Origin of the sequence: Limosilactobacillus reuteri subsp. reuteri, assembly GCF_000016825.1 — a bacterium.
Taxonomy (GTDB): Bacteria; Bacillota; Bacilli; order Lactobacillales; family Lactobacillaceae; genus Limosilactobacillus; species Limosilactobacillus reuteri.
The window spans coordinates 1,935,802-1,959,727 of record NC_009513.1; the positions used below are offsets into that span (position 1 = coordinate 1,935,802).

Below are 23,926 nucleotides of genomic sequence, written 5' to 3' on the forward strand. Positions count from 1 at the left end.
ATAATTATTGTAAACGTTAAAGGAGGAATTTTAATGGAACGGCAACCTAAAATGTATAATACTGGAGCAGACTACGCTCTAGCAATCATCGGTGGTAAATGGAAGTCTGTCATCCTCTATCTCTTAGCTGGTCATCCCCGACGGACAAGTGAACTAGTTAAGCAACTAGGCACCTCATATAAAGTCTTGAGTGACCAGCTTCGTGAAATGACAGATGCCGGCCTCGTTATCCGTAAAAGTTTCAATACAATTCCTCCGCACGTTGAATATCGCTTAACTCCTGAGGGTGAGAACCTTTATGCCGCCCTTCGTTATTTAAATTACTGGGGCGAAAACAGAGCAAAACAAACTGGTGACATTAAAATCATGTGTACTGACGAAATGAAGCAGGTCGGCGATGATGGTTTGTGTGTCATCACTAAAAAACATCTTAATCATTGGCGCCAAGAAATTGTAAAAAGCAAGGACAAAGACATTTCTATCTAAGTTCTTGCTTTTTTGTGTTCTTTAATCTAAACGCCAATGCCATTATAAATATAATCATGTAACCCGCAAGAATAAGATGCGTATTCATGATAATTGGAAAGCTTTGAATACTTGTTTTTCCTACTGAGAAAGCACCAAAAATTTTATTCATTCCCGTTGTTCCAGCAAAAATAAATAAGCTTCCCCACATTACTAATTGGGAAATTATCCCCGCAATTGATGCAGAGTAATAATTGACGATCGAAGAAATACTATAATTATGGGTTGCTTTCTCGTAGTCATCAATTGCTGTTTTACGTTCTGCACCGGCAAAGCTACGGATAATAAATACGCCAATAAAATATGTTGGCAGCCAAAATGTTAATAAAATTCCAATTGTTAGCATCACTAAATTAATTTGATAAGCCTTAAAATGGAATAAATGGTGGGTTTGTTTTACCAATAATCCTCCAAAGACGAAAGCAAATAAGTAAGCAACAATTGTCCAAGAATACATTTTTGTGCCATACAAAATACCAATAAAGACGGTACTATACAAGGTCCAATACTGACCACAAGCACCATAAAGCATTATTCGTTGCCGTAAATGATTGGGATAATGAAGTAATCGCCGATGGTTTACAAGCAAGGCAAGGATCATCGTAATGAGGAAGATTAATAAAAGAGCGGTTCCCCATTCAAGTGGTTTCCCAAAGCCTAAACTTCTCCCTAATCGCAACAGTAACATTGCGCCAAGCAAAATTAATGCTAGTAAGTAATTAGCCCCATGTAGACGAACTGGCAGCGGACGAATTGCATGGGGTGTTTCCCAAATTGATCCCATTGCACAAAAGGTAATGATTAACATTAAAGCAAAACTAATTACTGGCTTCTTTATCCACACAATTATTCCAACACCGATCAAAACTATAATAACTTGAAAAAGTGGTTTAAGATGATCCTGTTTAGGCAATAGCCCTTGTTTCATTAATCGCCTTCGCTGACTTATTGCGGTTGGGAATAATTGAGAAGCAATCCCTGCCCCTACACCTGACAAATCCCAGAAGATTGGTTGAAATCCACCAAACATCCCTAAAAAGTAACCAATAATTCCGCTATAAAGACCAATCCAGGCCAGCCGTTGATAATCGTATTCTAAATCACGGCAAAATAATAAAATTGTATGCCGGAAAGCATAGAAAATAGCGAAAGGCAAAGCACCAACAAAGACATCAGACTGCTCCTTAGTAAGAGAAATATACAGCAGAAAAGGCATTAAATTTAATAATAAACTACAGACACCAGTCAATTTTTCTAATTTTTTCATTTTTATTACCTCTAATGCTGGTCAATTGCACTATTCAGTTTCTTTCGATTTACTAGAAAAATAATAATAACTAACGGGACAATAAATAGCATTACGGGATAAAAATATTTCACGGGTAACGTACTATCAATAATTCCCCCGATGATTGGTCCAAGCGTCATTCCAATATCAAGACCGAGAAAGAATGTCGAACTTGCTAGCCCTCGTTCATTATCTGGAGCTAGCATCATTGCAGTTGATTGACAAACGGAATAAATAATACCATAGCCAAATGCCATTCCAGCGGCTGCCAGCGCCATTTCAATATTATTTTTCATAATACTTAACATAATAAGATAAAAGATTGTTGCGACCGTGCTTAAAATTAACCAGGGTTCAAAACGAACAGTATCAAATTGGGTCCGTAAGAATAACCGGCTAAGTAAAAGAACGACAGCATAAATTAAGAAATAAGCGCCGACAGCGATAGATAAGTGCCGTTGTTCAGCATATTCAACAATATCTGCCTGCGTTGCAAAATATGGGATAGCAAATAAAGCTGTTAGAAGAGCAACTGGAATAGCATCTCGCTGAATAATTTTAATATGGAGGCCACTTTGTTTTACAGAGTGTGTTACCGGTTGGGCACGATTACTGACAAACTGTATTGTGACAACAACTAGTAAAGCCGATAATGCAGAAATCACCATTGCAGCTCGATAACCAATAACTTTATACAAGTTAATTGATACAGCAGGAGCACATGCCATTGCCAAAGCATTCATTAGTCCATAAAAACTCATTGCTTCGCCAACATGATTAAAGGGGACCAAATATGATAGCCATGTTGTCATACAAACCGTACATAACACAAATCCTAACCCGTTAATCAAACGACATATTAACAGGAAAGTGCTATTAGGCGTTAACACATAACCTGCAACCCCAATAAAGCACAATAATCCACCCCAAAAAGCTAATGAATATTTCGAAAAACGGTCAGTCAGATTACCAGCAATTGGTCGCAAAAACATTGAAACAATACTCATCATTCCGACGATTATTCCCGCAAAAGCACTTGATGCTCCCAAATCCTGAGCATATCCGTTAATCAATGGGTTACAGTACATATTACTAAACATAAAAAAGAATGAGGCTGCCATTACGAGCACAACATCCTTTGTAAAAATCGATTTTTCCTTCGCCATCAATTCCCCTGCTTTCTTTGCATGATTTCAATTAAATTCTAATTACTATCATACAACTATTTGGGAAAGTTAAATGATTTCCCAGGAAATAAATAAAGAGATTGGGTGTTGTTTCCCAACCTCTCTGTGTGTACTTCACTATTTATATTTTACTGCAAAGAATCCCAAGCTGGTAGAATAACGGGTTCACTGTCAGCTACTTTCTTTACTCGATCGCTAAGGTACTTCTTATTAATAACAGCTTCATAAGTATACTCTTCAAACCAATCTTGGGTCATTACAAAGTATCCGTTATCACCATTATCTTTACCCCAACTGTTTTCAATCTTCCATCGTGTAGGTTGATCATTTACCATGTCAAAGCCTGTTAATGTCATTGCATGAGAAACAACGGCTTGCTTAGTTTCCAAACGATGCTTCTTATCCATTACAAAGTCAACATCAAGCAATTCCTCTCGATGATATAATTTTGCATCCATCAAACCTCGCTTACGGTCCATTTGTTGAAGAACATCATTCCCAACCCAAACTGTTTCACCAGCTTGCAATTGTTTGATGGCTCCTTCTTGTAATTCTGCAAAAGGAACATTAACAAATTTAATTGGCAAACCACCAACCACACTATCTTGAGCTGGCATTAAATAACTCCGATCCATTTCATGATCAGGAGCGTTAGTAACTACAACATAGTCACTTAAGTTTGTATCAAAGTATTCATGATAGAACTTTAATGGCGTTAAGCCAAGAACTTGGTGGAACTTTTTATCATCATCCCGATATTCAAGATCAAATTTTGCAGGCGGTTCACCAAATGAATAAGCTGCAATCTTATAAACGTCACCCATCATTCGTTCTTGTGCTTCCTGTAATTCCGCTGCACTGGCATTCGTTTGCACCATTGCCCGTAATTCAATTGCATCTTTGCGCATTAAACTATCAAATACTTCGGCCACATCTGAAGTATCCTTCGTATTATGTGTGTCAGGCATTACATATTCTGGAACAACACCATATTTTTCGATAATAGAAGCAGCATTCGCCCATTGTCCACCATCATTTAATGCGAAACTAAGATAGAAATCAACAGTTCGATCATGCAAAGGCTTATCAGCAGTTGCAATAATCTTTTGGAAAAACATATTTGCCCGTTCAATTCGGTCCCAGAAAAACAGATAATTTTGTGATAATTCAAAGTCCTTGAACTTATATTTTGTTGCAAACTTATGACGCAATGTGTTTAATGCTGCAAAAGACCAGCAACGCCCACTATGACGCTGGTTGGTTGGCTTACCTGTCTTGATTTCATAAGAAAATGCTCGATGAAGACGTTCGCTTGCCGTTGGATCTTCACTCGCAGCTTTAATCCCATTTTTTTGTATTGCCCGGGCAATAATTTCTGCATCTTTACGTGAATGAAATTCTTTCTTTAATTTTTCAACCATTTTTGAGGTTAAATCGTGTTCTTCAGTCACAATAAATCCCTTCTTTGCCTAAAATTCTAAAATGACTTATACACTATTAATGATACCGCATTTTAGGCAAAATTATTGAATTAAAGCTTTGATTCATCATTATCCTTTACCGCTTACAAAAAATTAGTTAAAATTATATGTAATAGGTCACTTTTAATTATAAATTGGATAAACTGCGTTAAAATTCATCTAGGAGGTCGATTAGTTATGAAGAAAGTATTTGTTGTCGGCGGTTCAGGCCGTGTCGCTACTGACTTAATTAAAGATTTAGTTGCTACTGGTAATGAAGTTACAGCTGGTGCTCGCCATCCAGAAAAAGTTATTAAGTTAAACCACGTTACTGCTGTAGAATTGAACCTACATGATAGCGTTGAAAAAATCGCTGAATTAATGAAAGACATGGATGCAGTTTACTTTGTTGCCGGATCACGTGGCAAAGATTTACTGCAAACTGATGCGATGGGGGCAGTTAAAACAATGCAAGCTACCGAAAAAGACGGTATTAAACGTTACATTATGTTAAGTTCGCTCTATGCCTTACAACCTGAAATGTGGCCAAAAGTTCCATCATTAGCTTCAATTATGGACTACAATATTGCCAAGTTCTTCGCTGATAATTATCTTATTTCAAATACGAACCTTGACTACACTATCCTTCAACCCGCTAACTTAACTGAAGAACCTGGTACCGGTAAAATTCAAATTGGTGAAGGCTCTGCAACCTCTAATCCGATTCCAGATGTTGCCCAGACTTTAGCCGATATCTTACAACACGATAATACAATCGGTCATGTTATCATGATGCGGAGTGGCGATACGCCGATTGAAGAAGCACTGGATCAAATTTAATTTTTTACAGATTGTAGATCAGTCAAAACAAGATATGGCTGATCTACAACTTTTTTCTATTCCAAAATCAGGTAATAGTTTAGCTAATTCTTCTCATCAGCCGTATAATAAACATTAAAAACAAATTAAGAAGGGAATCTTTTACATGGCAAAACTCGAACGCTTTTATAATACTTTCCAACCTGACCATTATGATGTTTTTATCGATATTAATCGAGCAAAGAAAACCATTAATGGAAAAACAACTATCACTGGTAACGCGACTGATCCTCAAATTGCAATTAATCAAAAGAATTTGCAGGTCACCAGCGTTCAAGCAGACGGTCAAGAATTAGACTTTAAGATTGATAATGATGCCGAGGCAGTTCGGATTACCCTTCCGCAAACTGGTAAAGTAACTTTTACTGTAACTTATAATGCTAAGTTAACCGATTCAATGATGGGAATTTATCCATCATACTATGAGGTTGATGGGGAGAAAAAGCAAATTATTGGAACTCAATTTGAAACAACTTTTGCGCGGCAAGCTTTCCCCTGTGTCGATGAACCAGAAGCTAAAGCTACCTTCAGTCTAGCAATTAAATTTGATGAGCATCCTGGTGAAACCATTATCGCTAATATGCCAGAAGATCACGTTGAAAATGGCATCCACTACTTTGAACCCACTGTGCGAATGTCCACTTATCTTGTTGCCTTTGCATTTGGAGAACTCCAAAGTAAAATTACTGAGACAAAGGGTGGCGTTAAAGTAGGGGTATTCGCAACGAAAGCGCACCAACCAAAGGAACTTGATTTTGCATTAGACATCGCCAAACGATCAATCGAATTTTACGAGGATTTCTATCAAACGCCGTACCCTCTTCCACACTCATGGCAGTTAGCTTTACCTGATTTTTCTGCCGGTGCAATGGAAAACTGGGGATTGGTAACCTACCGTGAAGCTTACTTATTACTTGATCCAGACAATACTTCTCTTGAAATAAAACAATTAGTTGCAACTGTTATCACACACGAACTAGCTCACCAGTGGTTTGGTGACCTTGTGACAATGAAGTGGTGGGATGACTTATGGCTCAATGAAAGCTTTGCTAATATGATGGAATATGTTGCCGTGGATGCTCTCCAGCCTGACTGGCATATTTGGGAACTTTTCCAAACTTCAGAAGCTCCAATGGCATTACAACGAGATGCAACTGATGGTGTTCAATCCGTTCATGTTGATGTTAACAATCCGGCCGAAATTGATGCCCTATTCGATGGTGCGATTGTTTATGCCAAAGGATCGCGAATGTTAGTAATGGTCCGGGCTCTTTTAGGTGACAAAGCGTTACGAGAAGGCCTTAAGAATTATTTTGCTGCTCACAAATACAGTAATGCAACCGGAGCTGACTTATGGAAAGCTCTTGGCGACGCATCGGGGCTTAACATTGGAAAAGTCATGAATTCATGGCTTGAACAACCCGGTTACCCTGTTGTAACAGCAAAAATTAATGATGATGGCGATTTAGTATTGTTACAAAAGCAATTTTTCATTGGTGACGGTAAAGATGTTGATCGTCAATGGCAAATTCCACTTAATAGCAACTATGATGAAGCTCCACAAATTATGGCTGAACAAGAACTCAACCTTGGCAATTATCAAGCATTGCGCGATAAGAATGGTCAACCATTCCGTCTAAACCTCGGCAATAATTCACATCTCATCGTAAAATATGACGATACGCTATTAAACGATATTTTAGATCACGCTGATGAATTAGATCCGATTACCCAACGTCAACTTCTTCAGGATCTGCGGTTACTTGCCCAAGGCCAACAAGTATCTTATGCGTCATTAATTCCATTATTAAAGCAATTTAAAGATAGTTCTTCGGCAATTGTTAACGCCGAACTATACCAAATTGCTAATAGCCTTAAAATGTTTGCTAAACCTGATTCTCCTGCTGAACAAGAACTGCGACAATTCTTTGATTTATTAAGCAAGGATCAGGTAAAGCGGCTTGGCTGGTTACCTAAAGATGGTGAAAGCAATGACGATCAATTAACGCGCCCTTACATTCTTAGTGCTTCACTATTTGCACGCAATAATGATTCAATTACTCAAGCTCACCAAATCTTCACCGAAAATCAAGATAAATTAGAGTCCCTTTCGGCGGATATTCGTGGGTTGGTTCTTAAAAATGAAGTTCAAAACTTCGGAAGTGCTGAATTATTCGATAAATTGATCAAAGCTTACCAACAAACGGCGGACGCAAGCTTTAAACAAGACTTGCGAATGGCAATACCAAATACAACCGATCCAGCATTAATCGCAAAAGTTGTTAGTTACTTTGAAGATGCTGACATCATTAAGCCACAAGATTTACGAGCATGGTATCGCGGACTTCTTGCCAATCAAGCAGGTCAGCAAGCGGCCTGGAATTGGCTTCGTGATGAATGGCAATGGTTAAATGACACAGTTGGTGGCGATATGGAATTTGCTACCTTTATCACTGTAACTGCTGGTGTCTTCCATACTCCAGAACGATTGAGCGAATTTAAGGATTTCTTTGAACCGAAACTTAATACACCAGGTTTAACCCGGGAAATTAAAATGGACATTAGCGTAATTGAAAGCAAAGTTAACTTAATTAACAAAGAACAAACAGCCGTTAATGATGCAATCGCTCAACAATAACGAAATTAATTAATAGTAAATTTCACCTATTTTGTTGATTCGTGTTTAGACTTAGCATATATTACTACTGTTGGGGTAGGAATCTCAGAGTTATTGTCTAACGGAACGGAATGTGAACGTTAGGAGGAGGCTTATAACTAGCTGCTTTGTTATTCCGCATTCACCATGAACGGAAACGTCAATGTGTTCCCTAACAAAATTTTCAAAAGGGAGTGGATTGATATGTCTACGTTATCATTTGCCGGACCGCGTTTTACTACAAAGAATTTAACTTTAGCTGCTATGCTGATCGCACTGCAGGTAATCTTAAACAAACTTTCAATTGGAGATCCAGCGGTTTTAAAATTTAGTTTTGGTTTTATTGCCACCGCACTTATTGGCTACTGTCTTGGACCATGGATTGGTGGCTGGTCAATGGTCGTATCTGATATCATAAGTAATACTATTTTAAATTCAGGAAGCTTATTCTTTCCTGGCTTTACCCTCTCAGCATTTATCGCTGGTGTAATTGCAGGAATGTTCCTATACCAACAACGGATAAGCTGGCAACGAATTTTAATATATGAGTTTTTCCAAATTCTTCTTACTAATGTTATCGGCACAACTTTATGGCTTTACCTTATGAGCTTAAGTTCCAGTAGTACCGGCCATACTTTCATGGCTCTTCTCTTCATTCGTTTGCCAAAAGAGTTGATTACCTGGCCGATTGAAACCTTGCTTGTACTAGTTATCCTGCGGCAATTATCACGATTAAATTTAATTACAAAAAAGAATGAAAAATAAATTTATTTAAAAAAGTATTGCATTTTAAATGAATTAGGTTAAAATACAATTAACAAAATAAGAAAAGCGATGAGAAAGAAGAGTAACTAGTTGTATTCGTTCAGTGAACTGGTGGTAGTGAGAAACCAGTCGACCCTACGCTAGTGAATAACACTTTCGCGAGTGCTGCCAACCCAAATAGGTTTACTTAAAGTAGGCTTGGCCGGATCCGGACCGTTACCTCACCGGCAGAGCATGATGTGCTCTTGAGGAGGCCTAGTTTTATACTAGACAATTTGGGTGGTACCGCGGAAAAAAGCCTTTCGTCCCTTGATTATAAGGGGAACGAAGGGCTTTTTTAATTCATTCCTAAATCTATTATTTTAAGGAGTGTCTATTATGGACTTAACTATTCCAAAGGATTACGATCCACGTCTTTCAATTAGAGAAACTGAAGCTGCTATTCGTTATATTCGTGAAACTTTCCAAGACGAATTTGGTAAAGAGTTAAACCTTCAACGGATGTCTGCACCAATGTTTGTTGAAAAGAGTACTGGATTAAACGATAACTTAAACGGTGTTGAACAACCAGTATCGTTTGAAATGAAGGATATGCCAAACGAAACTGTTGAAATTGTCCATTCTCTCGCTAAGTGGAAACGTCTTGCTCTTAAGCGGTACGGTTTTGGGATGCATGAAGGTCTCTACACCAACATGAACGCCATTCGTAAGGAAGAAGACCTCGATAACTTCCACTCAATTTATGTTGACCAGTGGGACTGGGAAAAGATTATTAGTAAGGATGAACGAACAGAAGAAACCTTAAAGGATACAGTTCGTGATATTTTCAAAGTGATTAAGCACATGGAACATGAAGTTTGGTACAAGTTCCCGCAAGCTGTTTACCATTTACCAGATGAGATTCACTTTGTTACAACGCAAGAGCTTGAAGATCGGTGGCCAGACCTCACCCCACTTGAACGGGAAGATAAAATTGCTAAAGAACTTGGTGCTGTTTTTGTAATGAAGATCGGTGACAAGTTGCAACGCAGTGGTAAGCCTCACGATGGTCGAGCACCTGACTACGATGACTGGAGCTTAAACGGTGATATTATTTTCTGGTATGAACCTCTTCAACGCCGGATCGAAGTTTCAAGTATGGGAATTCGGGTTAGTCCAGAATCAATGAAATACCAACTTGAACAAGCCGATGCAACTGATCGTGAAAAATTACCATTCCATAAAATGTTGCTCAATGGCGAATTACCATATACAATTGGTGGAGGAATTGGTCAATCCCGTCTCTGTATGCTCCTTCTTGGCAAAGCTCATATTGGAGAAGTACAGGCAAGTATTTGGCCAGAAGATATGATTAAGAAGTGTGAAGAAAACCACATTCAAATTCTATAATTTAAGGGAGAGTATAAAAGTGGAAACTATTACAATTAGTGAAGTACCTAAACATGTTGGGGAAACAGTTAAAATCGGTGTTTGGTTAACTGATAAGCGTTCAAGCGGTAAGATTGCATTCTTGCAACTCCGTGACGGAACTGGGTTTTTCCAAGGAATCATCCGTAAAAATGATGTTTCGGAAGAAAAATTTGATTCTGCTAAGCACGATTTACACCAAGAAACCAGTTTTTGGGTAACCGGTGAAATCGCTGAAGACAAGCGTTCAAAGTTTGGTTATGAAATTCATATCAAAGACTTTGACATTGTTGGCGAAAGTGAAGACTACCCAATCGGTAACAAGGAACATGGAATTGACTTCTTGCTTGATAACCGTCATTTATGGTTACGTTCTCGCAAGCCGTGGGCATTAATGCGGATTCGAAGTCGTGTTAAGCTTGCAACAATGGAATTCTTCGAAAAGCATGGATTTACTCAATTTGATGCTCCAGAACTAACTGGAAGTGCTCCTGAAGGGACAACAGAATTATTTGAAACTGACTATTTTGACCGCTCTGCTTTCCTTTCACAATCTGGTCAACTATATGCAGAAGCTGGTGCCATGGCATTAGGTCGCGTCTACACGATGGGTCCTACTTTCCGTGCTGAAAAATCAAAGACTCGTCGGCACTTAATGGAATTCTGGATGATCGAACCAGAAATGGCTTGGATGCACCAAGATGAAAGCCTTAAGATTCAAGAGCAATACATTGCTTACTTGGTTCAAGACTTAATCGACCACTGTGCACGCGAACTTGAAATGGTAGGTCGTAGTGTAGAAAGTTTGAAGCCATTTACTGAATTACCATATCCACGAATCACTTATAAAGAAGCAATCGAAATCCTTCAAAAGGGTGGCTTTGATGTCGAATACGGTGCTGACTTTGGTTCACCAGAAGAAACCTACTTGGCAGATCAATTCCAAAAGCCAGTATTTATCTTGAACTATCCTAAAGAAATCAAGGCTTTCTACATGCCTGAAGACCCTGAAGATTCTCGCCAAGTTATCTGTGCGGACTTGCTTGCTCCAGAAGGCTATGGTGAAATCATTGGTGGTTCTGAACGTTCTTACGATTACGAATACATCACAAACAAACTTGAAGAAAACGGCCTAAGTAAAGAAGATTACGGTTGGTACGATGATTTACGGAAGTACGGTTCAATTCCTCACTCTGGATTTGGAATGGGCCTTGAACGATTCTTAGCTTGGATTACTCTCCAAGACCACATTCGTGAAACTATTCCATTCCCACGGATGCTTAACCGTTTGAACCCTTAATAACGAAAAAGGGACTGTGACATAAGTTAAGTTACTTTCATAAAAAGCAAATACGCAGTACAACAATGGCCTCTAATGTCCGGCAAAGCCGAACGTTAGAGGCCTATTGTTGTTTGCGGGGGCTCGAAAACGAAGTCACAAGTGACTTCTGTCTCGCTCCCTTTTTTATATACTTTTTTAGAACTTAAATTAATTATTCTTCATTAAAATATGCTGTGCCTTTTCCCCAATAAAATCCTTGTTGTAAGATAACCGGATTTCCAGCAAATTTTTTAGCTAATTGTCGATTCGAAATTCCTTCAATAACAAAGGTAAGATGATGTTTTTTCGCAAAAGCTAACCACGCATTAACAAAGCTCATCATCAGTTCATAATCTTCATCCTTAAAAAGTAATAGTGATAATTTGATTCGACTAACAACCTTTAACTGCCTTTTAATGAATGCATAGCTATTACTACCCGCACACACATCATCAATCGCCAATTCAAACCCCACTTTCTTAAGACGTTGGATTTCTCTATCTAAATAATCAAGACTATGAATCGTTTCGCGGCGTTCCGTAATCTCAATGGCTACGTGATCGTGATATGCTTCGCGAATCTCTTCTAAAAATCGCCAAATACTTTCAAATTTCATTTGACATGGTTCTAAATTAATATATATTTTGCGATTTTTTTGCTCGTTTAAAGCATTTTTTAATGATTTACGGCTTGCCTTAATCCATGCATCGTTACCCTCTTGTGTTGTGAGGCTGTGCAAGAAATTAATTCCTGGAAATTCGCCATTATTATTTCGAATAAGCATTTCATAAGTGTCAATTTCAGCATTCATCGCTTGATCAACACTAAGGATTGGCTGAAATATATTGTACATTTTTATCCCTAACTTTTAATAATTGTTATTTATTTTACGTTCTAAACTAGGCTTTTGGGGACGTTGATGATGCTGATCAGTAACAATCCATCCACGGCCATTGTTCTTTACACTATATAACATTTTATCAGCTCGCTTCAAGGTCGTGTCAAGTAATTCATCATTCAAACGATCAGTTAAACTGCATGAAAAGCTAATTGTTAATTTCATTCCTTCCTTGGTAACAATCGATTTATTATTAAAGAATTTTTCAATCGACTGGAGTAATTGATAGACTTCTTCTAGTGAATGGTTAGAAACTACAATAGTGAATTCCTCACCCCCGAAGCGATATACATAACCATGCTTGGGAAATGCGGAATGAATTTGTTCGCGAAAAACTGTTGAGAAATAATTTAACACTTCATTACCAACAAAGTGACCGTATGTATCATTTATCTTCTTAAAGTGATCAATATCTAATGCCCCGATTACGATATTATGGATTTCATTATTATTAGCTAATCGATTAATTTCTTGACTAAGAGCTCGGTAATTAAGTAACCCTGTTAAATCATCACGTTCACTTTCTTTTTCAAGAAGCTTTATTTTTTGCTCATTTTTCTTTTCACTATAAAAACGCTGATCTTCAAACATCGCAATAACAAATAATCCTAGTGTGGCTGCAGCAATACTTACAGGAGAAAAACTGCGAGTAATCGCAAGCGATACTAACTCGACTATTCCCAACGATGCAATGGCATAAAAATAACTAATTCTTTTTGAAATTTTACACCACCGCGTTAAAGCCAAGCAAATTGTTGTAAAAACAATCGATTCAACGATCCAATACCACCAATCTTTTAGTGGTAAAATCCCCATCAAATATTCCACGACATTCACAAATAACGGAGTTAGAGCTAATAATGCCCACCATATTTTGTACACTTTATCGCGAAAAAGCATTGTAACAGAAACAACTTGCATGAAAACGACTTGTCCGATATTAAATAAGGACAACTGAAACAGGCAAAATTCCTGAATAAAGTAAGTTATTATAATAACGGCTCCTAGCCCCCAACTAGTTAACCGTGAATTCTTATACGAAACCCAATACCGTTCAAAATAAATTTGACTGATAATCATACAAATAACGATTATTGGTAAATAGAGTATCGCGTAAAAAAATTTAAGCGCCAACTGATTTTCACCTTTTCAAAATTTATTTTTATTAATAGCTTTAAAATTGTACTTCTTATAGCTGAATTAATCTAGTAGCGCTTCTAATCTTTCATTTAATAATATTTTCCTAAAAGAACCGTATGATATAATTTTTCTGCTAACGCGTTAAGAATATTAAGAATATTAAGAAGGGACGACAGATTTTATTTTTATAATGAAAAATAATTACCATGATATGTATTTTGAGCATCACCACTGGCTCTTAAAAATTCGACAAACACTACTTATGCTCCTTAGTTGGTGCATTTTCCTTATCCCCATTATTATCACTACTTCAACCTATGTGGCTTACCAGACTAATGGTCATCACGGATACTTTTTCTGGTATTATGCTGAAGGATTTCGTGAACTTAATTTTTTAGTAATCATTTTGCTATTTGCTTTAGGAATGATTGGGGTCTTCTGCATTACAATGGGATATATCCAAGCTCAAAGAACTCGTGGACTAACTACAAAATGGCCCATGTTTGACATTAACAAAAGTCATTTACAACGCCAACGAGCTGAATCATTCATGACCAAGCAGTTTGGTGATCCTGAAATGCGAACAAATACGCGCAATTTTGTTGTTAAGCCTGAACAAAATTTAACCAAGAATCAATTACGCGATATTGTTAACAATCACATAGGAGATGATAAAGATGGTTTCTAACATTTTCTATGAAGCATTTCAAACCAGCTCACCATGGATGGTCTTTCTTATAATAATCAATTTAATTTTATGTATATATCCTATTTTAGGAGCGATGTTCTGGTTCTTTGGCGCAATATCATATATTCTCTTTCGCCAAAAAGAAGAATTACCACCAAAAGCCGAACTTACCCCCGAACCTTTTATCACGATTATGATTCCAGCTCATAATGAAGAAATTGTAATAAAAAGTACTTTAGAGTATTTATTAACCCAATTGAATTATCACAATTATGAAGTGCTGGTAATGGATGATGGAAGCGATGATCGCACCCCTGAGATTCTTCATTCAATGCAAACAAAATATTCTCGCCTCAGAGTTATTAGAATCGAACAAAATCAAGGAAAGGCCCATGCATTTAATATTGGGCTTTTCTTTGCTAAGGGTGAATATATTTTAAGCAATGATGCTGATACTATTCCTGAAACTGATGCACTGATAAAGTATATGCAATATTTTACAAGTGCTAACGGGATTAACTATGCTGCTATTACTGCGAATATGGATGTTTATAATCGTTCCTCATTATGGGGTAAATCTCAAACGGTTGAATTCTCCAGTATCGTTGGCATAATCAAGCGAAGCCAAACTGCCATCAATAACACGATGTATGCATATAGCGGTGCAAATACCATGTATCGACGCGATTTCCTTATTAATGTTGGTGGTTTTCGCCAAGATCGTGCGACTGAGGACATTAGCATTGCCTGGGACCATACATTCATTAATGCTACTCCGAAGTTTGCCCCAGATATCGTTTTCCATATGAATGTTCCTGAAACGTTTCACGATTTATATCGGCAACGTAAACGGTGGGCACAAGGCGGGTCAGAAGTTTGGCTTTCTAATTTTCTGAAAGTCTTTCGCCATCCGTGGCAATATCGGTTTGTCATCCCCATGCTAACCGACACAACCTTATCGATTATTTGGTCTTTCTTTTTTTGGATAACAAGTATCATTTTTATTATTACAATGCTGTCTTTTGCAATAACTGGTAACTACGAACGGGTTTGGCACGGCATCGTTATGAGTATGATCTTTGTTAACTTTCAATTAATAGCCGGTCTTTTTCAAGTGCTGGCGGCGTTAATTCTTGATTTTAATGGATCTAAGTTACGCTATTTAATGTTTTCGCCACTTTATCTCTTATTTACCTGGATCGTTAATCCTTTAACAATCGTTACTACATTTCATAAAGCGATAAAAACTGTTACTGGTCATGGAAGTGGTAAATGGATTAGTCCTGAAAGAAAGGTAGTTGATAATAATGGCAAGTTTTGAAACTTTTCTTTGGTGGATATTTATTATCTTTACCCTAATTTGTGGGGGCTTTTGCATTGAGGCGCACTATCGATATAAAAATAAAAATGGCATTGATAATGAATACAAATTTTCAAATAAATATAAATATTTTGGTCAACCCGTTTATGATAAACAAAATAAAATTCATGGTTATGAACTTTTGTTACGGGAATACAATCAGCACACTAATAAATGGCAATTACCACGGAATGTTGTGGATTTTCCGCTCAGTAAAATTGTTTCTACAATTCAAGAAATCAATCCACAGTTAAAAGATATCGCAAACTTATCGTTAAATATGACCGTCAGCCAAATTACCGATTTTCGCGCTGAATATTTCTTTACTTGGGTCTTAGGAACAACAAATATTAAACAATTAGTCATCGAATTAGATACTAATGATATTAGACGTGCTAATATTTTTAAACGCAAAGAAATACTACATATGTTCAAAAAGCTCCAACATCCTCAAATTAAAATTACTATTGAAAATGTTGATTCTTCTAAAAAAACATACAACTTACTACAGCAGTATTTTCCATATATCACCTATTTAAAATTCAATATTCATTCTTTTAACAAGTCGGCAAATCACTGGATAGATATCACTCTTGCGCAGTGGCAACGGAGAATCGCCATTTTCAACATTGAAATGATTGTCGGCAAAATTGAAGATATTAATCAGGTTGCATTAGTAAATCAACTAAATATCCCTTTCCGTCAAGGTTATGCTTACGGTCATCCAGAAAATCATAACCACCCGTCAAACGGGTGGTTTGCACATCGGCTATAAGCCGATAATAAAAGCCGGCGTCTCAAGGCGCTGGCTTTCGCTTTGCTCAAGCCAAAATGCTCTGACTACTTTGCCACCGCTTTAAGCGGTGTTTATACTACCTCACTTACCCTTAAAAGGGTCCGAATATTCCACACTTGTTAGCTTATCCATTGCTATATCATGTTTCTCTTGATCTCGGATATACTTCTTTATCGTGGATTCATTTAATCCAACTGTACTCACATAGTAGCCTTCAGCCCAAAAATGTCGGTTCCCATATTTGTATTTTAAGTTTGCATGTCGATCAAACATCATTAATGCACTTTTTCCTTTTAAGTATCCCATAAACTGCGAGACACTTAGTTTCGGCGGAATACTTACTAACAAGTGCACATGATCTGGCATCATATGACCTTCAATTATTTCTACTCCCTTATATTTGCACAACAAACGAATATAATCTCTCAGGTCTCTTCGGTATTGATTGAAGATCGCTTTACGTCTATACTTTGGTATGAATACGATGTGATACTTACATAACCACTTCGTATGGGCTAAGCTATTTAATTTATTAGCCATATTTATATAACCTCTTTTCCCTTATTGACTTTGGCTTGAACACCTACATCTTAAGGCAAAAGAGGCCTTTTTTATATAATTTTTATCGCCCACCCGCATAGCAGGTGGTTTTTTGTTTCGTGCACTCGCTCTGCTCGCGCACTCAACTAGGTCTAAAGACATTAATTTAAAAAATAAATAAGCGAAGTTGGTTTTTAACCAGCCTCGCTTATTTATTTTAGAAATATATTCGTATTAACAATAATTTTGCGCTTTAGCTATTTGCGATAAAATCCAATAACCGATACATAACTCGCTTATTTTCAGCCGGAACGCCATGCTGAATGATTTCTTTTCCATTTTGGTGAAGATCATTATGGTCTAATGGATATTGATCATCATTTACAGCAATCTCGCGAACATTATCTGCTGTCGGCTCAAAGTGGAATTGAAGCCCAATAACATTACCGTTCATAACAAAGCCTTGATTTTTAACTAAGTCACTACTAAATAATAAGTCTGCTTGAGCTGGAACTTCAAACATCTCTTCATGCCAATGCAGAGCGGTTAATTTTGGAGGAATATCAGAAATTAGATCGCTTTTTAAATACACCGGCGCCCAACCAACTTCTTTATGTGGTGCCTTCTTTACGGCATAACCGAGTGTCTTAGCGATCTGTTGGGCTCCATAACACGCACCAAAAATTGGCTTACGAGCATCCAATAGTTGCCGAATTAAAACTCGCTCTTGCTTAATCCACGTTAAGTCGTCATTAGGGCTCATGGGACCGCCAAGAATAATCAACATATCAGTCTCATCAGCAGTCGGCAAATTACCAAACTGATAGGGATGATAAACGTACATCTCATGTCCGCGGTCCTGTGACCATTCTTGAATTGTTCCTGGTCCTTCATTTGGCGTGTGTTGCAAAACATTGATTCTCATCGAATATCCTTTCCGTCGACGGCAATGTTGTGCTAGGTATCGCCTGCAAGTACCTAAGATATTATTGTTATAACATTAAATCATGAGCTTAACAATAATTTTTATTCCCAATATTCTTCATATTTTCGTGATGCTCCGGTTGCAGCATCAACGTCTGCTTCACCATTATCTTCACGGCGAAAAATAAAAACTGGCTCTTCAGTCTCTTGCTGATAATCAACAGTAACAACTAGTCCTGAGAAGAACCAAGCATCCGCAAAGTTAACATGGTAATTAATACCATCTTTTGTTATGACGATTGTTGCCTCATCGAGCGTCGATTCAGGTTCATACCCTTGCTTAGGACCATGTTTAACATTGTGTGGTTGAATTGTTTTACCATAAAGCTTTATTCCGTCTCCACTAACCAGGTTATATTTTTGTTGGAACCATTTGCTAGCAGTATCAGTAATAATTAATTGCACTTCAATCACTCCTTGGATGATTCTTGCAATAGATTGATCTAATAAATCTCTAAGATGTTTAATTATTCTACCACACCCTAATAACTAAATAACAATGATATATATTCTCGGCATCTATTTTTCTTGTTTTGAACACATAAGTAATTTTTGCTGGTAGCTTTCTTCTCGATTTAATTGGCTAAGCATTACTGCTGCAACATCTGCACGATTCGTACGCGGTGCTCCTGGCATTTTATAACCGGAAGCTGCATTTCTAACCAGTGGATTTTCAGTCTTAGGACCATCGAAAAGTGGACCCGGATAAATTAACGTCCAGTTTAAGTTTGAGGCGATTAAATGGCGTTCTCCTTTCTCATGATCAGCCTGATTCCCCTTCAAAAATGTTTGAACCCCGATTTTATATGGATAAGTTACATTTCTGATAGTTTCACCAGTTCCCAAACTTGATAAAACAATAATCCGTGATACATCAGCTAGTCTCATTATCTTAATTAATCGCGGCATAAAACTAGCAAATAAATCAGCGGAACTATCCTTAATTGGATTTCCCAGGGCAACTAATACTGCATTGCAAGACAGCATTGCCCGCTGAAGCTTTGTTGTCTCCTCAAGTGTTCCTTGAATTATCGTTAATTTTTCTTGTGAATTTAATTTTTCAGGAGAACGCACATATGCTACCACTTCATGTCCTTCTGATAGTGCTTGCCGAACTAATTCCTGTCCCGTTCGTCCAGTTGCTCCAAGAATAAATAGTTTCATTAGTTGCTACCTTCTTTCTTATTATCCTTCTTAAATTGAGCGGTAATTATTAGAATTAATCCTGTAATTATCGTATAGATTAGTCCCATCACCACAGAGTTTGCAGGTCCATGGTTAAAGTACATAATGCTTTTTACTCCCCTATACATGTAAGACATCGGAAGCCAATCAGCTAATGTACTATAAAAACCATTCAACGATTCAGGAACTGCAGTCAATAATGGCGCTGCAAAGAATAGCAGTAACATAAAAACTGGAATTGAAATTATCCCAACCCATGATTCTACCCCATTAATGAAGATAATGAAGGCAAAAGCACATAGCGACATAAATAGTCCCAGTTCAGTAAAGTTAGGAATATTGACATCCAAAATCCAAGATTGTAATGCGGGAACTCCATAACCGATCACTAAAGCTGATATCCCAGCAGCTATTAGTTGAACAAACAAAGCTGAAAATTTTTCTTTAAGCGATTTAAATCGAATTTTTGAGAATGCAAATCCTAAAAGCATTGACGTTCCTAGGCTTCCAAGCCATACCGATTGAAAGAAATGTGCGCCACCATTTGCCAAATCGCCAGTTTTATTAACCTTTTCTTTTTTTATGGTTAATGGATTAGATAAATTCAATGCCATTGTTGCTGGAATTGATGTTGACCTATTCGCTACGTTTTGTAGTAAGTTAGTGCTGAGTTTATTGTTTAATTGAGTTGTCATCTGCGTCAATGCAGTATTGACTTGGGTTGTAACAGTTGTTCCCATTCCCTGATTAATAATAATCTTTAATTCTGCTTTTTGTGCATTAGGTGCTGTTAAACTTTGAAGTTTTTCTGAAAAATCTTTAGGGATAACAATTGCCCCATAATATTTTTCTCGATTCATATCTTTTAATAGCTTTTTTTCAGAGTCAAACACTGTCCATTTAATACTCATTGCTGAAGAGTTTGAAGAACTAGTTGCTTCTGTTATTTGTTTCGCCAAATTTTCCCCAGTTACTCCGCTATCTTCATTTACAATAGCGATTGGCAAATCGTTAACTTTAACATGAGTTGAAGGTATTGCAGTAATTGAAAAGTAGGCTCCGATAAATAAAGCTACTATAATTGGTAACCATAAAAATTTGTTTTTTAATAGTTTTAACATAGCAATCTCCTCTTATTTCTAATAATATCGTCATTATAAAAAAGAGGGTGTTATACTAGAACTACAAAACGCTACAAGGTGTTGCATTTTTATGAAAAAATCTAAAACTGAGAAAAAAATTCAAGATGCCTTACTATTACTTTTAAAAACGGAAAGTATTAACCACATCACCATGAGCCAGATTGCTCAAAAAGCTAATCTTAATCGTGTCACTCTCTATCGACACTACAACGATAAATGGGATATTTTAGAGAATATAGAACAAGAATTTCTTCATAAGTTAGACACTCCGCATGCAAAAATGATCACTAATCTTCAGCTAACTACTCAGTCTTTACATCCTCATCCTAATTTAAGAGCACTAACAAGCTTCTTTAAGGTCTTTCAAGATAATTTTCCTCTTTTGCAAGTTCTTATGGGTCCAAATGCCAACTTAGGCTTTACTAATAAATTAATGACTTATTTAATCAACTTAGAAGAAAAATCACATCCTTACATCCCGGTTAGTATCCAGAAATTGAATCCAGATATGTTTTCTTACTATAGTATTTCCTCTTTGATCGGAATAATTCAGTTTTGGCGAAAAAATCAAAATTACTCACCATCACAAATGGCAGAATTTTTCTTTAAAATTCGTATCGGTGCTATTAAAGAATTCCAAAACAAATGAAGATAAGGCCAAGTGTTCTGATAAAAAGAAAAAACTCGGGACTGTTAAAATCACCAAGTTTTTTTCTTATAGCATCCTCTAATAAAACTTCCCAAAACTTTTATTTTTCGTCATCTTGAACCATCTTTAAGCTGGAGCCAAAGATTTGTTCAATCGTAACCGGATCACGGTGGTCAAAGAATTGGCTTTCCTTCTTGTTAAGACTAGCTATCTTTTTCATATCATCATTGGAAAGTTCAAAATCAAAGACATCGATATTTTCTTCCATCCGGTTCTTGTGGACTGACTTTGGAATGACAGTAATACCCCGTTGTAAAAGCCAGCGAAGAATTACTTGACCATTGCTCTTGCCATACTTGGCAGCAATTTCCGCAATTATTTCGTTGGTAAAAATATCATGCTTACCTTCCGCAAATGGTGCCCATGCTTCAACACGAATATCTTCACTTTGCGCAAACTTAACCTCTTGATCTTGCTGGTACCAAGGGTTAACTTCAATTTGGTTGACCGCTGGCTTAACAGGCATTGTTAATTCAAGATCCTTTAGTTGATCAGCGTAGAAGTTCGATACACCGATTGCGCGAATCTTACCTTCTTTCTGTGCTTCTTGTAATGCTCGCCAAGCCCCCATTGTATCGCCATATGGTTGATGGAGAAGGTAAAGATCCATGTAATCAAGGCCAAGTTTTTGCAGTGAAGCGTCAATCCCTGCTTTAGCCCGCTTATAGTTAAAATCAGACACCCATAACTTAGAAGTTACAAAGACATCTTCACGGTTTACACTACTATTCTTAATTGCCTTTCCAACTGCTTCTTCATTTTGGTAAGCAGCAGCAGTATCGATTAAACGATAGCCGACTTCAAGAGCATCGGTAACTGCTTGTTCAGCTTGGCTTAAGTCTGGAACTTGGAATACTTCAAATCCAAGGGTTGGCATTTCTACTCCGTTATTTAATTTTACTGTTGGTACATTTGTCATAAAATAATTCTTCCTTCCTGTAATTAATCGTTGTCTATATATTAATTGCTAATTTACAAATTGAAAATTACTAACTTTACATGGTAGTATACAATCAGTGCATACTATTAAGGAGTAGTCTAATGATCGACAATTACTTGCTTGAAGAATTAGTGACCTTTGCCAGTGAAAAAACACTTGCTAAAACCGCTGAAAAACTTAATGTTACCCAACCGACCGTTACCCGGGGGATGCAAAAATTAGAAGACGAGCTTGGAATTCAATTATTTGACCGCCAACCCAACCGCATTATCCTTACTGATACCGGAAAATTAGCTGCTGAAAAAGCTACTGAAGTTCTCGCCGTCAACCGCAATTTTATTCAGCAGCTTCAAAATTATGCTGCTCGACAATCAGTAATTAAAATCGCATCAATTGCTCCGGGCCCATTAATTCTGCTTCGCGTAAAAAGTGCATCTTTCTCTACTCAAATTTCGATTGACGAGAAGTTTATTACCCCTGACCAAATCACCGCTTCACTTTTAAACAATGAAAATTCAATAATTATCAGCGACCAAGAGATTCAAACTGATCAAATTGAATCGCGTTATTTAGGTGCTGAAAATCTCTATGTTAATCTTGATAAATTTATGTACCTTGCTAATTCCCAACAGGTTTCTTTTAAGGACCTAGCCGGCTTAAGTTTTGTCGTTTTGAACGATATCGGACCGTGGAAAGAAATCATCCAAAAATATATTCCAAATGCTAAATTTTTATATCAAGAAGAATGGGCCGCACTTACTGAAATCACAAAATATTCTAGTTTCCCATACTTTAGCACTAACATAACAACAGCTAATCCACGACCACGTACTTCAAAGGACAATCGAGTCAGGCTCCCGATTACCGATGAAGCTGCAAAAATGACGTTTTATGCTAACTACCTTAAGAAACAAAAAAATTCTTTAACGCCCCTACTTAATAAAATTAACCAAACTTGGCCTAATTTAAGTTAAATTATAGGCGTTTAACTTGTTTCGCTGAAAATCCCTATTTAAAATATTAATAAAAAAATGAATCATGGTGACTAAAAATGACGAAAAAATTATTACTCCTTTCAACCGGTGGGACTATTGCCTCGGTTGTCTCTGATGAAGGGCTAGCTCCAGGCGAATCTGGTGAAGAATTAATCAAAATGCTTGGTCGGCTGGAATATGACATTACTGTTCGTGATATTCTCGAATTAGATTCATCTAATATCCAGCCAGAAGAATGGAAAATTATTGCCGAAGCGATCTATGACCATCGTAATGAATATGATGGGATCGTCGTTTCACATGGGACAGATACGATGGCTTATACTGCTTCAATGCTGACTTTCATGCTTCAACATATAAATATTCCGGTTGTGCTAACTGGAAGCCAAGTTCCTATGAATGTGATTCTTAGTGATGCCCCTGATAACTTACGACTTGCCTTTGCAGCCGCTGCTAACTGCGAGCCAGGAGTCTATATTGCTTTTAATCGTAAAGTAATGCGTGGTTGTCGGAGTGTTAAAGTTCGAACAACCGCCTTCGATGCCTTCGAAAGTGTGAATGTCCCACCAGTAGGAGAAGTTACTTCAGACGGCTTTTCCATTAGGGATCACCAGCATCCCCAACCTGGTAAAAGTCAATTAAATACTAAGATCGATACTCATGTTTCACTGGTAAAGCTCTTCCCCGGATTTGATCCTGCGTTGCTTCATGCAATGGCTAAAAATGGCTGTCATGGAATTGTGATTGAAGCGTATGGTCTTGGAGGAATGACCTCGATTCGGCGAAATATGGTCGCTGCAGTTGGTGAATTAATCCAAAACGGTATTCCAATTATTACTTCCAGTCAGTGTCTTTATGAACGAAGCGACCTAACAAAATACGAGGTCGGACGACTTGCACTACTAGAAGGAGCAATCAGCGCCCGCGATATGACTTCCGAAAGTGCCATCACTAAATTAATGTGGGGTCTTGGTCAAGGGATGGATGTTAAAGAAATTGCAGACTTCTTCAATACTGATGTTGCTGGTGAAGTAACTTTAGATTAAACGAATAAGAGACAG

General features: G+C 37.3%; 22 protein-coding genes, 1 pseudogene, 1 riboswitch and 1 other annotated feature. Of the genes and pseudogenes, 12 read left to right on the forward strand and 11 right to left on the reverse strand.

The annotated features are described in order from the left end of the window. The first annotated feature begins 33 nt into the window (after positions 1–33). Positions 34–486 carry a winged helix-turn-helix transcriptional regulator gene (locus LREU_RS09770; RefSeq protein ID WP_003669387.1) on the forward strand — a complete coding sequence of 151 codons (453 nt, stop codon included), beginning with the start codon at positions 34–36 and terminating at the stop codon, positions 484–486. Here LREU_RS09770 and LREU_RS09775 read toward each other — a convergent pair. The 3 genes and pseudogenes from LREU_RS09775 to LREU_RS09785 all read right to left on the reverse strand — a co-directional run bounded on the left by LREU_RS09775 (position 479) and on the right by LREU_RS09785 (position 4,451). Continuing rightward, positions 479–1,792, reverse strand: coding sequence for a hypothetical protein (locus LREU_RS09775; RefSeq protein ID WP_003669390.1), 1,314 nt, complete (start codon positions 1,790–1,792; stop codon positions 479–481). The genes LREU_RS09770 and LREU_RS09775 overlap by 8 nt on opposite strands. An 11-nt stretch (positions 1,793–1,803) precedes the next feature. Next, positions 1,804–2,988, reverse strand: a pseudogene (locus tag LREU_RS09780) (MFS transporter); the annotation flags it as partial. Positions 2,989–3,128: 140 nt separating this feature from the next. Continuing rightward, the gene (locus LREU_RS09785; protein WP_003669392.1) at positions 3,129–4,451 is read right to left on the reverse strand and encodes a C1 family peptidase; all 1,323 of its coding nucleotides are present in this window, start codon (positions 4,449–4,451) and stop codon (positions 3,129–3,131) included. 207 nt (positions 4,452–4,658) lie between these two features. Here LREU_RS09785 and LREU_RS09790 point away from each other — a divergent pair, with 207 nt between their 5' ends. From LREU_RS09790 to asnS, 5 genes are all read left to right on the forward strand, one after another. Next, on the forward strand, positions 4,659–5,300 hold the full coding sequence (locus LREU_RS09790; RefSeq protein ID WP_003669394.1) for an NAD(P)H-binding protein: 642 nt from the start codon (positions 4,659–4,661) through the stop codon (positions 5,298–5,300). A gap of 145 nt (positions 5,301–5,445) precedes the next feature. Beyond that, on the forward strand, positions 5,446–7,977 hold the full coding sequence (locus LREU_RS09795) for a M1 family metallopeptidase (protein WP_003669396.1): 2,532 nt from the start codon (positions 5,446–5,448) through the stop codon (positions 7,975–7,977). Between the two features lie 69 nt (positions 7,978–8,046). Beyond that, positions 8,047–8,145: riboswitch (THF riboswitch) on the forward strand. Between the two features lie 54 nt (positions 8,146–8,199). Then, positions 8,200–8,760, forward strand: coding sequence for a folate family ECF transporter S component (locus LREU_RS09800; protein ID WP_011953602.1), 561 nt, complete (start codon positions 8,200–8,202; stop codon positions 8,758–8,760). A 60-nt stretch (positions 8,761–8,820) separates the two neighbouring features. Continuing rightward, positions 8,821–9,073: a binding site (T-box leader), on the forward strand. A gap of 65 nt (positions 9,074–9,138) precedes the next feature. Then, positions 9,139–10,149 carry an aspartate--ammonia ligase gene (gene asnA / locus LREU_RS09805; RefSeq protein ID WP_003669400.1) on the forward strand — a complete coding sequence of 337 codons (1,011 nt, stop codon included), beginning with the start codon at positions 9,139–9,141 and terminating at the stop codon, positions 10,147–10,149. Positions 10,150–10,168: 19 nt separating this feature from the next. Continuing rightward, positions 10,169–11,467, forward strand: a complete 1,299-nt coding sequence (gene asnS / locus LREU_RS09810; RefSeq protein ID WP_011953603.1) for an asparagine--tRNA ligase — start codon at positions 10,169–10,171, stop codon at positions 11,465–11,467. A gap of 193 nt (positions 11,468–11,660) precedes the next feature. On the opposite strand, the gene LREU_RS09815 is transcribed toward asnS, so the two are convergent. Together LREU_RS09815 and LREU_RS09820 are read right to left on the reverse strand one after the other, a co-directional pair. After that, positions 11,661–12,341 carry an EAL domain-containing protein gene (locus tag LREU_RS09815; RefSeq protein WP_003669403.1) on the reverse strand — a complete coding sequence of 227 codons (681 nt, stop codon included), beginning with the start codon at positions 12,339–12,341 and terminating at the stop codon, positions 11,661–11,663. 15 nt (positions 12,342–12,356) lie between these two features. After that, on the reverse strand, positions 12,357–13,307 hold the full coding sequence (locus LREU_RS09820) for a GGDEF domain-containing protein (protein ID WP_223659429.1): 951 nt from the start codon (positions 13,305–13,307) through the stop codon (positions 12,357–12,359). Positions 13,308–13,716: 409 nt separating this feature from the next. On the opposite strand from LREU_RS09820, the gene LREU_RS09825 reads away from it, so the two are divergent. The 3 genes from LREU_RS09825 to LREU_RS09835 are packed head-to-tail and all read left to right on the forward strand — an operon-like array spanning position 13,717 to position 16,349. Continuing rightward, the gene (locus tag LREU_RS09825; protein WP_003669406.1) at positions 13,717–14,214 is read left to right on the forward strand and encodes a hypothetical protein; all 498 of its coding nucleotides are present in this window, start codon (positions 13,717–13,719) and stop codon (positions 14,212–14,214) included. After that, entirely contained in the window at positions 14,204–15,535 is a 1,332-nt protein-coding gene (locus tag LREU_RS09830) for a glycosyltransferase family 2 protein (RefSeq protein ID WP_011953604.1), read from the forward strand. Before LREU_RS09825 ends, LREU_RS09830 begins: the two co-directional genes overlap by 11 nt. Continuing rightward, positions 15,522–16,349, forward strand: coding sequence for an EAL domain-containing protein (locus LREU_RS09835; protein ID WP_003669409.1), 828 nt, complete (start codon positions 15,522–15,524; stop codon positions 16,347–16,349). Before LREU_RS09830 ends, LREU_RS09835 begins: the two co-directional genes overlap by 14 nt. Before the next feature lie 102 nt (positions 16,350–16,451). Here LREU_RS09835 and tnpA read toward each other — a convergent pair whose 3' ends face one another. The 5 genes from tnpA to LREU_RS09860 form a co-directional block, all read right to left on the reverse strand. Next, on the reverse strand, positions 16,452–16,910 hold the full coding sequence (gene tnpA / locus LREU_RS09840) for an IS200/IS605 family transposase (protein WP_003664118.1): 459 nt from the start codon (positions 16,908–16,910) through the stop codon (positions 16,452–16,454). Between the two features lie 253 nt (positions 16,911–17,163). Further along, a complete protein-coding gene (locus tag LREU_RS09845) occupies positions 17,164–17,835 on the reverse strand; it encodes a type 1 glutamine amidotransferase (protein WP_003669410.1) in 672 nt (223 codons plus the stop codon). A 101-nt stretch (positions 17,836–17,936) separates the two neighbouring features. Further along, positions 17,937–18,308 (reverse strand): HesB/YadR/YfhF family protein, encoded by a 372-nt coding sequence (locus tag LREU_RS09850; protein ID WP_003669411.1) that lies wholly within the window; start codon positions 18,306–18,308, stop codon positions 17,937–17,939. 105 nt (positions 18,309–18,413) lie between these two features. Beyond that, the gene (locus LREU_RS09855) at positions 18,414–19,058 is read right to left on the reverse strand and encodes an NAD(P)-dependent oxidoreductase (RefSeq protein ID WP_003669412.1); all 645 of its coding nucleotides are present in this window, start codon (positions 19,056–19,058) and stop codon (positions 18,414–18,416) included. Then, complete coding sequence (locus LREU_RS09860; RefSeq protein WP_003669413.1) at positions 19,058–20,200, reverse strand: SNG1 family protein; 1,143 nt, start codon at positions 20,198–20,200, stop codon at positions 19,058–19,060. Before LREU_RS09860 ends, LREU_RS09855 begins: the two co-directional genes overlap by 1 nt. A 91-nt stretch (positions 20,201–20,291) precedes the next feature. On the opposite strand from LREU_RS09860, the gene LREU_RS09865 reads away from it, so the two are divergent. After that, positions 20,292–20,870, forward strand: coding sequence for a TetR/AcrR family transcriptional regulator (locus LREU_RS09865; RefSeq protein ID WP_003669414.1), 579 nt, complete (start codon positions 20,292–20,294; stop codon positions 20,868–20,870). 100 nt (positions 20,871–20,970) lie between these two features. On the opposite strand, the gene LREU_RS09870 is transcribed toward LREU_RS09865, so the two are convergent. After that, entirely contained in the window at positions 20,971–21,849 is an 879-nt protein-coding gene (locus LREU_RS09870; protein ID WP_003669415.1) for an aldo/keto reductase, read from the reverse strand. A 122-nt stretch (positions 21,850–21,971) separates the two neighbouring features. Here LREU_RS09870 and LREU_RS09875 point away from each other — a divergent pair, with 122 nt between their 5' ends. Together LREU_RS09875 and LREU_RS09880 are read left to right on the forward strand one after the other, a co-directional pair. Continuing rightward, on the forward strand, positions 21,972–22,844 hold the full coding sequence (locus LREU_RS09875) for a LysR family transcriptional regulator (RefSeq protein ID WP_003669416.1): 873 nt from the start codon (positions 21,972–21,974) through the stop codon (positions 22,842–22,844). 77 nt (positions 22,845–22,921) lie between these two features. After that, on the forward strand, positions 22,922–23,911 hold the full coding sequence (locus LREU_RS09880) for an asparaginase (protein WP_003669417.1): 990 nt from the start codon (positions 22,922–22,924) through the stop codon (positions 23,909–23,911). The last annotated feature ends 15 nt before the right edge of the window (positions 23,912–23,926 follow it).